This is a genomic window from Gelidimonas diazotrophica (assembly GCF_055694025.1).
Genome location: NZ_CM146349.1, coordinates 2,491,637 through 2,503,647, shown reverse-complemented (window position 1 = coordinate 2,503,647; position 12,011 = coordinate 2,491,637). Strand labels below are relative to the sequence as shown.

The following is a 12,011-nucleotide window of genomic DNA, read 5'->3' as shown; positions in this document are numbered from 1 at the left end:
GTCGGTTCGGGTCAATTTGATAAAATACCACTTTGCCGCGCCTGTTTGACGCGGTCACATTCCTTTATTTTACCGCCTCTGCCGCCAATCACACCATGAACTCGACTCCAAACGTTTCCCTTTCCTACCGCGACGCCGGTGTTGACATCGATGCGGGAGATGCGCTGATCGAAGCGATCAAGCCGTTTGCCAAACGCACCATGCGCGAAGGCGTGATGGGCGGTATCGGCGGCTTCGGCGCGCTGTTTGAAATTAGCAAAAAATTCAAGGAGCCAGTGCTGGTGTCCGGCACCGATGGCGTGGGTACCAAGCTGAAACTGGCTTTTCACCTGAACCGGCACGACACGGTCGGCATTGACCTGGTCGCGATGAGCGTCAACGACATCCTGGTGCAGGGCGCCGAACCGTTGTTTTTTCTCGACTATTTCGCCTGCGGCAAGCTCGATGTGGCGAGCGCGACCGATGTCATCAAAGGTATCGCCAAGGGCTGCGAATTGTCCGGTTGCGCACTGATCGGCGGCGAAACCGCTGAAATGCCGAGCATGTATCCGGACGGCGAATACGATCTGGCCGGCTTTGCAGTCGGCGTGGTGGAAAAATCGAAAATCATCGACGGCAGCACGATCATCCCCGGCGACGTGGTGCTGGGCCTGGCCTCGTCCGGCGCGCATTCCAACGGTTACTCGCTGGTGCGCAAGATCATCGAAATCGCCAAGCCCGACCTGGACAGCGATTTCCACGGCCGCAAACTGGCCGACGTGCTGATGGAACCGACGCACTTGTACGTCAAGCCGCTGCTGGCGCTGATCGCCTCCATGGAAGTCAAGGGCATGGCGCACATCACCGGCGGCGGCCTGGTCGAAAACGTGCCGCGCGTGCTGCAGCCGCACCTGACAGCCGAGCTCGATCGCGCAAAATGGACCATGCCGCCGTTGTTTACCTGGCTGCAACAGCACGGCAATGTGGCCGATGCCGAGATGCACCGCGTCTTCAACTGCGGCATCGGCATGGTCGTGATCGTCTCGCAACAGAACGCTGCCGCCGCCATCGCCCAACTGCAAGCCGCCGGCGAAACCGTCAGCCAGATCGGCACCATTCGCGCCCGCCAAGGCGACGAAGCGCAAACCATCGTGCTGTGATGTTGAGCAAGTAGGGGCGGGTTCCAAACCCGTCCTTTCGTGGCCAAAGTGCGAGGGCGGGTTTGGAACCCGCCCCTACCGGTTGTTGGCATAGTATATTTAAAGGCGCTCTGTTTATATGCGGAAATAATGTAATTTTTGGCTATACTCAGCCCATGTAATTGCACGTCAATAAGCATAAAAAACGGCAGAACGAAACTTGTTCGTTCTGCCGTTTTTTTCATTTCCGCTGCAATTTAATGTGAAAATCGTGTAGCGACTCATTTCGCTCCCCTCTCCCGCTTGCGGGAGAGGGGTTGGGGGAGAGGGCGGTCAAGGCGCGCGGATATGGTCGATAAAGACTAGCGTTTCTTGCGTGGGTGGCGGTGTCGCCAGGCTGGCGACAATCAGCGCCAGCATTCCGGCTGGCACGCCGAACACGCCGGCCGAGATCGGCGCGATATGGAACCATAGCCCGGCGCTGCTGCCGCCCAGAGCCGGATGCGTATGCACTATGTAATACACGCATACGGCAAAGCCGGTGACCATGCCGGCGATGGCGCCTTGCCGGTTGGCGCGCTTCCAGAACACGCCCAGCACCAGTGCGGGAAATAGCGCCGAAGCCGCCATTGAAAATGCGGCGCCCACCATCGACAGGATGTCGCCCGGTTTCAGCGATGCGGTATAGGCGGCCACCAGCGCCACCACCACCAGCAACAGTTTGGAAATCGTCAGACGTTTTTGGGTCGATGCGCTCGGGTCCAGCACTTTGTAATAAATATCGTGCGACAGCGCGTTTGAGATGGTCAGCAGCAAGCCGTCGGCAGTCGATAATGCCGCCGCCAGACCGCCGGCAGCGATCAGGCCGGAGACCACATACGGCAGCCCGGCGATTTCCGGCGTGGCCAGCACGATGATGTCGCCGTCGATGGCGATCTCGGCCAGTTGCACGATGCCGTCATGGTTGATGTCGATGATCGAGATCAGCGGCGCGATCTTGTCGATGTTGGCCCAGTACGACACCCACGCCGGCAGCCTGGTGAAGGCGGTGCCCACCAGCGACGTATAGATTTCATATTTCACCAGTACCGCCAGCGCCGGGATGGTGATGTAGATCAGCATGATGAAAAACAGCGACCAGAACACCGAAGCCCGCGTTTCCTGCACCGATGGCGTGGTGTAGTAGCGCAGCAGGATGTGCGGCAAGGCGGCGGTTCCCACCATCAGGCAAAACACCAGTGCCAGGAAATTGTTGCGCTTGATGTCGGAGGCAGCCGCATCCTGGGCCGGAAAGGGCGTGCTATGGTCGAGGATGGAGTCGGCCCGCGCCAGATTATGGCGCCGCGCCTGGCTCCAAAGGCTGTGGGCTTCTTCGCTGGTTTTTGGGTAGCTCGACAATGCCCGCTCGGCGATCTTGATATCGATCAGGGTCGCGCCGTTTTTTTTCAGGCGATCAACCTGGCTCTGCAATACGGCGCGGCCTTGCTGCAGCGAGGCCGGCAGCGCCTCCATTTTCTGTGTGTAATCGGCGGCGACGCGCTTGAAGATGGTGCGCACTTGCTGTTCTTTCGGATCGTTTTCCAGCTTTTTTTCGGCCTGGCCGATTTTCGCCAATACTGCGCCGTAAGCGATTTGCGGCACTGGCACGCTGGTGTGCTTGGCCGATAGCCAGAACACCGGGATCATGTAGGCGGCAATCATGATGATGTATTGCGCAATCTGGGTCCAGGTGATGGCGCGCATGCCGCCCATGAAGGAGCACACCAGGATGCTGGCCAGCCCGAGGAATATTCCGACCGAAAAATCGACTCCGGTAAAGCGCGATGTGATCAGGCCGACGCCGTAAATTTGCGCCACTACATAAGTAAATGAGACCAGAACGGTGGCAATCACCGCCAGGATTCGCACCGGGTTGCCGCCGTGGTAGCCGCTGTAGCGTGCCGCCAAAAAGTCGGGAATAGTGTACTGGCCGAATTTGCGCAGGAAAGGTGCGATCAGCAAGGCGACCAGGCAATAACCGCCGGTCCAGCCGACGATATACGCCATGCCGTCGAAACCCTGCAAGTACAGGCCGCCGGCCAGGCTGATGAAACTGGCCGCCGACAGCCAGTCGGCAGCGGTCGCCATGCCGTTGAACATGGCCGGCACGCGCCGTCCGGCCACATAATATTCCGCCACATCGGAGGTCCGGCTCATCACGCCAATGCCGGCATACAGCGCGATGGTGGCGAACAAAAACAGATAGCCGATCCAGGCCCGCGGCACACCTTCGAATTCCAGAATCGAGAGTGCGCCCAGGAACAGGATCAGACCCAGGGTGTACCAGGAATAATAGCGCCGGAGCTTTCGGTTGAAAGCCTTGTCCGCCATCAGTCTTCGCTCCTGCAACGCCGGTCGAGGGTGCGCATGCGCCAGGCATAGATGCCTAGAATGACCACGTAAATTAACGGCACGCCCTGGGCCATCATGTAAAACGACACCGGCCAGCCGAACAGGGTGAGGCCGGACAGTTCCCGGGCGAAAAAAATACTACCGAAAGTGACGATCAGCCACGTCAGGAGCAGCACCGCTGTCAGGCGCTTGGTGGCGCGCCAGTGATTGGCGCGCGGTGCGAATTGCCGGCTGGGGCGTGCCATATCAGCCCAGATCCTCGATCATGTCGATGGCAGGGCGCGGTTTCATGTGCAAAGTGATGCGAAACAGGCTGCCGGGAAATTTCGGATCGTTCTGATGCGGATTGTCGAAAATATCGATTACTGCATCGTGTTGCAGGGCGATCTCTTTGACGATCGCCAGGCCGAGTCCGCTGCCTTCGACATTACTGCCCAGGATGCGGTAAAAGCGTTCGAAAATATGGCTGCGGTCGATGGCAGGGATGCCCGGCCCGGTATCTTCGACTTCCAGAAACGCTTGCGCATTGTCTGCGTCGCTGCGCACGCGTACGGTGACGTAGCCTTGCGGCGGCGTATACCGCAGCGCATTATCGATCAAATTGTTGAGCAGTTCGCGCAGCATCAGCGGATTGCCGCTGATCATGATCGGGTGCCCCGGCGACTCGAAGCCCAGGTCGATGCGATAGGCAAAAGAGGTTTGCACCCAGTCCTGCACCGCATTGCGCGCCAGTTCCGACAATTCCAGCGGCTCGAACGGTTTGGCGGCCGGGGTCTGGTTTTCGGTGCGTGCCAGCGCCAGCAATTGATTGACCAGGCGCGTGGCCGATTCCGAGCTTTTCGATAATTGCAGCAGCGAACGGTGGATTTCATCCTGATCGGTCTGGCGCAGAGCCAGTTCGGATTGCATGCGCATCCCCGCCAGCGGCGTTTTCATCTGGTGCGCGGCATCGGCGATGAAGCGTTTCTGCATCTCGGTCGATTGCGATAGCCGCACCAGCATGTCATTGAAAGAATTTATCAGCGGCGAAATTTCTTCCGGCACCTGGCCCGAGTCGATCGGGCTCAAATCGTCCAGCCGCCGGTTGCGAATGCGTTGCTGCAGTTCCGCCAGCGGCAGCAGCCCGCGCGACAGCGCCAGCCAGACCAGCGCCAGCGCGATTGGCAGAATGATGAACTGCGGCATGATCACGCCCTTGATGATTTCATTGGCAAGCTGGGCCCGTTTGTCCAGAGTTTCACCGACCTGCACCAGCGCCGTTGCCGTTTCTTTCGAGGCGGTTATATTCGATTGCGACTGCCAGCGGTACAAATCGACATAGGTGTAGGCGACCCGAATTTCTGTCCCGTGCATCGTATCGTTGCGAAATGCGATGATGCCGGGCAGAGGTTTCTCCGCGTCCTGCGGCGCCGGCACCGGCATGTCGCGGTCGCCTTCGATGAACTCCGCATGCGGTCCCTGAACCTGGAAATACACGTAATCGATATCGTCGGCCCGCAGCATGTCGCGTGAAGCGGCGCTGGTTTGCGTGACGACTTTGCCGTTCACCTGCTTGACTTGCTGCGCCAGCACCGCGACCCGGTCTTCCAGTGCATGATCAAACGGCTGGTTGGCGATCGATTTGGTGACGATGTAAGTGATGGCGATGCTCATCGGCCACAGCAGCAATAAAGGCACCAGCATCCAGTCCAGGATTTCACCGAACAAGGAGCGCTGGATCGGCTCAATCGGCTGGGCCGCTGGCGTAGCGGGCAATGAATGTGATGCAGTCGATGCGGTATCGGCAGCACTGGCGTCCACTTTTCTAGCGTCGCTCATAGCTAGCTCAGGACTGGATCATGATGGTGCTAGCGCGGCGTCGATGCAGCAGGGTTGCCGGAAGCGCCGGGAGTATTGGCGTTGGGCGTCTCAGGGAATTTTTCAAGGCAGTAGCCGATGCCGCGCACCGTTACGATGCGTACCCCGCCGATCTCGATTTTCTTGCGCAGGCGATGTACGTAGACTTCAATCGCGTTATTGCTGACTTCTTCGCCCCATTCGCACAGATGATCTACCAGCTGATCCTTGGAAACCAGGCGTCCGGTGCGCTGCAGCAGCACTTCCAGCAAACCGAGTTCGCGCGCCGAAAGGTCCAGCATTTGTTCATCGATGTAGGCAGTACGGCCAACCTGGTCATAGGTCAGCGGGCCATGCTTGATGACAGTCGGGCCGCCGCCGGCGCCGCGTCGTGTGAGTGCGCGCACCCGAGCTTCCAGCTCGGACAGCGCGAACGGTTTGGCCATGTAATCGTCAGCCCCCAGATCGAGTCCCTTGACGCGCTGCTCGATCGAATCGGCTGCGGTCAGGATCAATACCGGCAAATGCGAATTGCGGGCGCGCAGACGCCGCAACACTTCCAGGCCCGGCATCTTGGGCAGGCCGAGATCCAGAATCAGCAGATCGAAATCCTGAGTGGACAAGGCAGAATCGGCCTCCAGACCGTTTTGCACGTAATCGGTCGCATAACCGGCCTGACGCAAAGAACGGGTCAGACCATCGGCGAGCACACTATCGTCTTCCGCAAGCAGGATACGCATGGTTTTTAATTAGTCATAAAAAAGTAAGCAGGAACATGAGCGAGCCGCAGCGAAAATGAACGCCTTGATGCTCGCAGGATATGACTTACAGTCTATTGCGTTTCAATCCCGGCAGCAAGGCGCAGCGGGCTTCCAGTTTCAAGTATGATTACCGGGATCGAAATTTACTTGCAATTTTCACTGTTTTTTTATACAGTACTATTTGTGACATAATTCAACTCGATCATTACCGCGAATACTGTACGCTGCAACCGCGCCCTCACTGCTGAAAGAAACTTATGGACGATAAGAAAGCCGCTCCCGTTACGGACAAGAGCAAAGCCCTCGCTGCCGCGTTGGCCCAAATCGAGAAACAGTTTGGCAAGGGCTCGGTCATGCGCATGGAAGATGGCGCGGTGGTCGAAGAAGTGCAGGTGGTCTCCACCGGTTCGCTCGGCCTGGATATTGCACTGGGTGTCGGCGGCTTGCCACGCGGCCGCGTGGTTGAGATTTACGGACCGGAATCCTCCGGCAAAACCACGCTAACCCTGCAAGTCATTGCAGAAATGCAAAAGCTCGGCGGCACCTGTGCCTTTATCGATGCCGAACACGCGCTGGATGTCGGTTACGCCAAAAAATTGGGCATTAACCTGTCGGATTTGCTGATTTCTCAGCCGGATACCGGTGAACAGGCGCTTGAAATTACCGATGCGCTGGTGCGTTCCGGCAGCGTTGACCTGATCGTCATCGACTCGGTCGCAGCACTCACGCCGCGCGCCGAAATCGAAGGCGACATGGGTGATTCGCTGCCAGGCCTGCAGGCGCGACTGATGTCGCAGGCACTGCGCAAACTGACCGGCAGCATCAACCGTACTAATACGCTGGTGATCTTCATCAACCAGATCCGCATGAAGATCGGCGTCATGTTCGGCAACCCGGAAACCACGACCGGCGGCAATGCGCTGAAATTTTACGCATCGGTGCGACTGGATATTCGTCGCACCGGATCGATCAAGTCCGGCGATGAAGTCATCGGCAACGAAACTCGGGTCAAGGTCGTCAAGAACAAAATTGCCCCACCGTTCAGGGAAGCGCATTTCGATATTTTGTATGGGGAAGGCACTTCACGCGAAGGTGAAATACTCGATCTCGGTGCCGATGCCAAGATCGTTGAAAAGAGCGGTTCCTGGTACAGTTATAACGGCGAACGCATCGGACAGGGTAAGGATAATGCCCGCAGTTACCTGAAAGAGCGCCCCGAACTGTCGCGCGAAATCGAGAACAAGGTACGGGTATCGCTAGGTGTGCGGGAGTTGCCGCCGATTGCTGCAGATGTCCAAGCCAAGTTAAAAGCCAAGGACAAAGACAAGGATAAAGACAAGGGCAAGGATAAGGATAAGGACGCGGAACCAGTGCAGCCTTAACGCGCTTCCTGTTGTCAGGAGTATGAGTGTCCGTAGGGGTGGGTTCCAAACCCGCCCTTTTGCCGCCAAAGTGCGCGGGCGGATTTGGAACCCGCCCCTACGAGAGAATGGTTGGCGCCGTAGCACAAGCGTTGGCGCTGAACTTGCGAAGCACAACATACAGTTTCGTAGGATGGGTGAAACCCATCACTTTTCAATCGCTATCAACGCAAATGATGGGTTTCACCCATCCTACGCGCCGGCTTTTGCCGATTTAAAATCATGGCCGCATTAAAAATCAGCCTGAAAGCGCGTGCGCTTAGATATCTGTCTATGCGAGAGCACAGTCGTGCGGAGTTGGGGCGCAAGCTCGCCCGCTACGCAGAAGCATCCGATGATATCGAAGCTCTGCTGGATTTTCTGGAAGCGCAAAACTGGTTGTCGCAGACCCGATTTTCCGAAGCCCTGATCAATCGGCGTGCGGCACGTTACGGCAACAGCCGCATCCTCGCTGAATTGCAGAGCCACGGCATTGGCGGCGAGGCACTGACCGAAATCAAGACGGAACTGGCTGTGGATGAGGTCGCGCGCGCCTGCGCAGTCTGGCGCAAAAAGTTTGGCACTCCTGCTACCGATGCCACCGAACGCGCCAAGCAGATGCGCTTCATGCAGCAGCGCGGTTTCTCCCATCGCGCCATCCAGGCCGCCATGCGCGGCGTTGTCGATTGCGACGATTAATTCGGGATTGCGGCGAGTAACTGGGAGTGTGGGAGTGCCGAGCGTCTGCTCGGCTTTTTCAAAAACAGCCCAGCAAACGGTCGGCGATTCCATCGGCAAAAAACAATGTCCACGAAAGACACCAAAGCACAAACAGGATTCAGAATCCATTGAATTGTGAAAAAACAAGGAGTATTACCATTTTTATTGAGTTTTTCGCATATATTCATTGCGATAACAAAATATACTAAAGCTAGTATTGAAAATGTGCCGAACCTTCGATTGGCAACTTGGACAGCTGTTCCGAGGCACTTCATTCCCATCTTTTTCGTGCCTTTCCTGTTTTTAGTGGACCGTGCATAACCCCAGTTATTGAACAGTTGTTTCGATTGTCTTTTTCATTGCTTTTTTGATATTTGTCAAATTTCATGCGACGAAAAAACAGTTAATGTCGAATTGATATTAATGTAGCGCATAGATTTACCCCCGACCGAAATGGAGACAACCATGACAAGTCGCACTTCCCGGTTTTTCCCACCCCTCAAAATTTTCAGCATGGTAGTTCTGGCACTGATGGTGCTGGCGGTCGGCTATGCGGCAGTAATTTCAATTAGCAACTGGAGTGGTATTAGCGTGTAAATCTGCCTGTCAGGCTGCTTGTGATTCGCCCTGGTTTCAATAAAAAAAAGGATGGCCGCGATGACTAAACGACAAGGACGGCTTTTTTTCATTCTTTGCACTGCCGCCACGGCCGTGCTATTCATCGTCATGACGGTTCACAGCCATACCCGCTTTAGCGAACTGACCCATGCAGAAAAAATTACACCTGCGGTAATCAGCGGCAAACACGTCTGGCACAACAACAATTGCATCAATTGCCATACCTTGATGGGCGAGGGTGCATATTACGCGCCGGATCTGACCAAGATCACGCAGCAGCGCGGCGCACCTTATTTGCAGGCTTTCCTGAAAGATCCATCGAAATTCTATTCGGAGCAAAATCATCGGCGGCTGATGCCAAATCCGAATCTGAGCACGGCGGACATCGACAATGTCATCGCTTTCCTCGACTGGGTTGGCCACATTGACAATCAGGGCTGGCCGCCTCGCCCGATTATCGTGTCGGGGGCCGCGATTCCCGGCTCGGATGTCGGCCAGCCAACTAAGGCAGTCGCCGCATCCTCGGAACCGGTTGCCAAGGGTGAAGCTTTGTTCAAATCTACGCCGCCTGCTTGCTTTGCTTGCCACTCGGTTTCTCCCGGGGTGAATCTGGCCGGACCTTCGCTGGCTGGGCTGGGGGCGCATGCTGCCACAGTCATTGCTTCGCCCGATTACAAAGGCAGCGCCAAAACCCCTGCCGACTATATTCGCGAATCGATCGCCAAACCCAGCGCGTATCTTGTCACCGGCCCGATGTATTCGGCCAACGGCCAGTCCTTTATGCCGAGCAGCTTCGCGACTGACCTCACACCCGAACAAATCGACACTCTCGTTGCTTATTTAGAAACTTTGAAATAGGAGCTGCCATGCGCTATCGCTCACAATCCGTTGCATATTGGTATTTTGCTGTTGCCATGTGTCTGTTCGGTTTGCAGCTGGTGTTTGGCTTGCTTGCTGCGTCAAAATACCTTGGCCCGGACCCGTTGTTGAATATTCTTTCATTCGACAAGGTCAAGGCGATTCACACCAATTTGTTGATTGTCTGGACCTTAACCGGCTTCATGGGAGCGACGTATTACGTGGTGCCGGAAGAATCGCGCGGTGAAATCTACAGTACCAAACTCGCGTATGTGCAACTGGTGGCCTGGACGCTGATGGGCGTGACCGCCGTAGTTGGTTATATGTTCGGCTGGACTGCCGGCAACAAGTTGCTGGAGCAGCCGTTTCCGCTGAAAATCGTGATTGTGATTGTGATGTTGCTGTTCCTTTACAACATCCTGATGACGATCAGGCAGGCAGGGCGCTGGACCGTCACCGAAGGCGTGCTGGTAGCTGGTCTGGCGCTGGCGGCATTACTGTATTTGCCAGCCCTGGTTGAGTACGATAATTACACGGTAGCCATCTTTTACCGCTGGTGGACCATCCATCTGTGGGTGGAAGGTGTGTGGGAAATGATTCAGGGCGGCTTGCTGGCGTACCTGCTGATACGCCTGTCCGGCGCCGATCGCGAAGTGATGGAAAAATGGCTGTACGTCATCGTCGGCCTGGTTTTTTTGGCAGGAATCATCGGCACCGCCCACCATTATTACTGGATTGGCGTACCGCATTACTGGCTTCCGATTGGGGGTTTTTTCAGCGCGCTGGAACCGCTGGCATTGCTCGGGATGGCGATGTTTGCCTATTTTGCGATGCGCCGCTCGGGGCTGTCTCATCCTAATGCGCTGGCCGTGCACTGGACCATAGGCAGTGCGGTATTTACCGTGTTTGGCGCTGGCTTGCTCGGGCTGGCGCACACCTTGCCTGACGTCAACAAGTGGACCCACGGCACACTGGTGACGGCGATGCATGGCCACGGGGCGTTCTACGGTGGGTATGCAATGATTGTAATGGCTATGATCACTTATGCGCTGCCCAGCCTGACCAACAATCGCCGGGTGGAAGGCAGCAGTATCGGCTACGGGGCTTTCTGGCTGCAAATTGCCGGCATGTTCGGCATGGTGCTGTCGTTTGGCACCGCCGGTATCGGCCAGGTGTATCTGGAGCGTATTCTTGGCCTGGGTTACCTGGATACGCAACTCAAGTTGCAGGTGCACTTTTTGATGTTGATTACGACCGCCACGATGTTTACGCTTGGCGCAGGCCTGTTCATCTGGGATTTTTTTCGTAGCGCTCCAAAACTCAGCAGTGATGCGCTCAATGTGGTGCCGGCACCAGCGGCAATATAAGCGATGGAAGGCTTGGCAGAAGCAAGCTGCAGATTGGCCGATACGCGCCAGAGCTTGCTTTACTCTCAAACTCACCCGCAACTCCAGCCTGCCAGCATTGAACCTTACTATCTGCCGCTGGGCGATGAAATCAGCATATTTACGCAGTGTCATTTGCGTAGTCTGGCCGTGATGCTGAAAGGCCCCACCGGCTGCGGCAAAACCCGATTTATCGAGCATATGGCTTGGCGTCTCAAGCGTCCTCTGGTGACGGTGTCATGTCACGATGATCTGTCGGCTGCCGATCTGGTTGGGCGCTTTTTAATTCGGGACAATGGCACCGTTTGGCAGGATGGGCCGCTGACGCGAGCGGTGCGATTGGGCGCGATCTGTTATCTCGATGAAGTGGTCGAGGCGCGTCAGGATGCGGTGGTTGTGATCCATCCGCTGACTGATTACCGCCGGATTTTGCCGGTCGACAAGACCGGTGAACATATCGAGGCAGCGCCCGGATTCCAGCTGGTGATTTCCTACAATCCGGGCTACCAGCATGTTTCCAAGGATTTAAAACCCAGCACGCGGCAGCGCTTCGTTGCGCTGGAATTCGATTTCCCGCCAGCAGAGCGCGAAGTCGACATCATCGTCCATGAAAGCGGTGCCGACCGCGCGATAGTGCACGATCTGGTCGCGCTGGCCGGCCGCATTCGCCATCTTGGCGACCGTGGCCTGGCTGAAGTACCCAGCCCGCGCTTGCTGGTCGCCACCGCACGCCTGATCGCCAACGGCATTGCGCCGCGTCTGGCCTGTTATGTCGGTCTGGTATCGCCGCTGTCAGACGATCCCGGCATGATTGCCGCGATGCGCGACCTGGTCGATGCAGTGCTGATCGATTGAGCAGCCGTAGGATGGGTGCAACCCATCGCATATTGAACTTACAAGATGGGTTGCACCCATCCTACTGCC

At 56.6% G+C, this 12,011-nt stretch carries 11 protein-coding genes; 7 read left to right on the top strand and 4 right to left on the bottom strand.

From position 1 onward, the window contains the following. The first annotated feature begins 95 nt into the window (after nucleotides 1–95). Nucleotides 96–1,139, top strand: a complete 1,044-nt coding sequence (gene purM / locus KGFNPO_RS11615) for a phosphoribosylformylglycinamidine cyclo-ligase (RefSeq protein WP_472613140.1) — start codon at nucleotides 96–98, stop codon at nucleotides 1,137–1,139. A gap of 312 nt (nucleotides 1,140–1,451) precedes the next feature. Here the strand turns inward: purM and KGFNPO_RS11610 are convergent, their stop codons facing one another. Genes KGFNPO_RS11610 through KGFNPO_RS11595 form a run of 4 tightly spaced genes read right to left on the bottom strand, consistent with a single transcriptional unit; the run spans nucleotide 1,452 to nucleotide 6,085 of the window. Further along, nucleotides 1,452–3,488, bottom strand: coding sequence for a sodium:solute symporter family protein (locus KGFNPO_RS11610; protein ID WP_472631431.1), 2,037 nt, complete (start codon nucleotides 3,486–3,488; stop codon nucleotides 1,452–1,454). Then, complete coding sequence (locus KGFNPO_RS11605) at nucleotides 3,488–3,754, bottom strand: DUF4212 domain-containing protein (RefSeq protein ID WP_472631430.1); 267 nt, start codon at nucleotides 3,752–3,754, stop codon at nucleotides 3,488–3,490. Before KGFNPO_RS11605 ends, KGFNPO_RS11610 begins: the two co-directional genes overlap by 1 nt. Nucleotide 3,755: 1 nt before the next feature. Continuing rightward, nucleotides 3,756–5,327: a sensor histidine kinase N-terminal domain-containing protein gene (locus KGFNPO_RS11600; RefSeq protein WP_472631429.1), complete on the bottom strand. Its 1,572-nt coding sequence runs from the start codon at nucleotides 5,325–5,327 to the stop codon at nucleotides 3,756–3,758. A gap of 29 nt (nucleotides 5,328–5,356) precedes the next feature. After that, complete coding sequence (locus KGFNPO_RS11595) at nucleotides 5,357–6,085, bottom strand: response regulator (RefSeq protein WP_472631428.1); 729 nt, start codon at nucleotides 6,083–6,085, stop codon at nucleotides 5,357–5,359. 278 nt (nucleotides 6,086–6,363) lie between these two features. On the opposite strand from KGFNPO_RS11595, the gene recA reads away from it, so the two are divergent. The 6 genes from recA (at nucleotide 6,364) to KGFNPO_RS11565 (ending at nucleotide 11,942) form a co-directional block, all read left to right on the top strand. Next, nucleotides 6,364–7,488: a recombinase RecA gene (gene recA / locus KGFNPO_RS11590; protein ID WP_472631427.1), complete on the top strand. Its 1,125-nt coding sequence runs from the start codon at nucleotides 6,364–6,366 to the stop codon at nucleotides 7,486–7,488. Between the two features lie 261 nt (nucleotides 7,489–7,749). Then, entirely contained in the window at nucleotides 7,750–8,205 is a 456-nt protein-coding gene (recX, locus tag KGFNPO_RS11585; protein ID WP_472631426.1) for a recombination regulator RecX, read from the top strand. 486 nt (nucleotides 8,206–8,691) lie between these two features. Next, the gene (locus KGFNPO_RS11580) at nucleotides 8,692–8,823 is read left to right on the top strand and encodes a hypothetical protein (protein ID WP_472613133.1); all 132 of its coding nucleotides are present in this window, start codon (nucleotides 8,692–8,694) and stop codon (nucleotides 8,821–8,823) included. 60 nt (nucleotides 8,824–8,883) lie between these two features. Next, nucleotides 8,884–9,702, top strand: a complete 819-nt coding sequence (locus KGFNPO_RS11575) for a c-type cytochrome (RefSeq protein ID WP_472631425.1) — start codon at nucleotides 8,884–8,886, stop codon at nucleotides 9,700–9,702. Nucleotides 9,703–9,710: 8 nt separating this feature from the next. Then, a complete protein-coding gene (locus tag KGFNPO_RS11570) occupies nucleotides 9,711–11,069 on the top strand; it encodes a cbb3-type cytochrome c oxidase subunit I (RefSeq protein ID WP_472631424.1) in 1,359 nt (452 codons plus the stop codon). 3 nt (nucleotides 11,070–11,072) lie between these two features. Next, nucleotides 11,073–11,942 carry an AAA family ATPase gene (locus KGFNPO_RS11565; protein WP_472631423.1) on the top strand — a complete coding sequence of 290 codons (870 nt, stop codon included), beginning with the start codon at nucleotides 11,073–11,075 and terminating at the stop codon, nucleotides 11,940–11,942. Nucleotides 11,943–12,011 lie beyond the last annotated feature (69 nt).

Coding starts and splice junctions, on each gene's coding strand:
- purM (WP_472613140.1), top strand. CDS start 96: ATGAACTCGACTCCAAACGTTTCCCTTTCCTACCGCGACGCCGGTGTT.
- KGFNPO_RS11610 (WP_472631431.1), bottom strand. CDS start 3,488: ATGGCGGACAAGGCTTTCAACCGAAAGCTCCGGCGCTATTATTCCTGG.
- KGFNPO_RS11605 (WP_472631430.1), bottom strand. CDS start 3,754: ATGGCACGCCCCAGCCGGCAATTCGCACCGCGCGCCAATCACTGGCGC.
- KGFNPO_RS11600 (WP_472631429.1), bottom strand. CDS start 5,327: ATGAGCGACGCTAGAAAAGTGGACGCCAGTGCTGCCGATACCGCATCG.
- KGFNPO_RS11595 (WP_472631428.1), bottom strand. CDS start 6,085: ATGCGTATCCTGCTTGCGGAAGACGATAGTGTGCTCGCCGATGGTCTG.
- recA (WP_472631427.1), top strand. CDS start 6,364: ATGGACGATAAGAAAGCCGCTCCCGTTACGGACAAGAGCAAAGCCCTC.
- recX (WP_472631426.1), top strand. CDS start 7,750: ATGGCCGCATTAAAAATCAGCCTGAAAGCGCGTGCGCTTAGATATCTG.
- KGFNPO_RS11580 (WP_472613133.1), top strand. CDS start 8,692: ATGACAAGTCGCACTTCCCGGTTTTTCCCACCCCTCAAAATTTTCAGC.
- KGFNPO_RS11575 (WP_472631425.1), top strand. CDS start 8,884: ATGACTAAACGACAAGGACGGCTTTTTTTCATTCTTTGCACTGCCGCC.
- KGFNPO_RS11570 (WP_472631424.1), top strand. CDS start 9,711: ATGCGCTATCGCTCACAATCCGTTGCATATTGGTATTTTGCTGTTGCC.
- KGFNPO_RS11565 (WP_472631423.1), top strand. CDS start 11,073: ATGGAAGGCTTGGCAGAAGCAAGCTGCAGATTGGCCGATACGCGCCAG.